Genomic DNA, 562 nt, shown 5'->3' on the forward strand with positions numbered 1-562 from the left:
CAAAATGCTAAAGATAGAGATGCGTTATACCTTAATTTAAATGATTATCAATTGTTAATTGAGCAACAGATTGCAAAATTGAATGCAGCAAAGCCTTTTTCATCTGTTATATTACCAATAACTCCAGACTTTGAACGCATCATCAAGGCCAACTATCCAGACTATGATTATAATCAGGAAACATCAACAGATCCTTTTATTGTAGACCATCACATGCGGCGTGATCGTTCAGAAGTGATTTCAGCAAAAGAAGAAGCGATTCAATTAAGAAAACATAGACGTAATTAATCAACCAATTTAAAAAAGCCACAATAGCACAGACATTTTTAGTCATGTGTATTGTGACTTTTGAGTTATGGTTCACTTTATGCTCTAGGATGAAATTGGTTATACATTTTTCTAATTTGAGATTTTGAAACATGTGTATAGAGTTGCGTAGTAGATATGTCAGAGTGACCTAACATCTCTTGCACTGCTCTTAAATCTGCGCCATTTTCCAATAAATGTGTCGCAAAAGAGTGGCGTAACGTATGTGGCGTTAACGTCTTTTTAATGTTTGCCT

Annotated in this window: 1 protein-coding gene and 1 pseudogene; one reads left to right on the forward strand and one right to left on the reverse strand. The window is 34.5% G+C overall.

All coding sequences use genetic code 11. The features are described from left to right. Positions 1-288: pseudogene (locus tag IDG60_RS00565) on the forward strand (DUF309 domain-containing protein); the annotation flags it as partial. A 77-nt stretch (positions 289-365) separates the two neighbouring features. On the opposite strand, the gene IDG60_RS00570 reads toward IDG60_RS00565, so the two are convergent. Beyond that, positions 366-562 (reverse strand): tyrosine-type recombinase/integrase (locus IDG60_RS00570; RefSeq protein WP_206160362.1); only part of this gene is annotated, 197 nt, incomplete at its 5' end.

Source organism: Staphylococcus sp. EG-SA-2, from assembly GCF_017152085.1.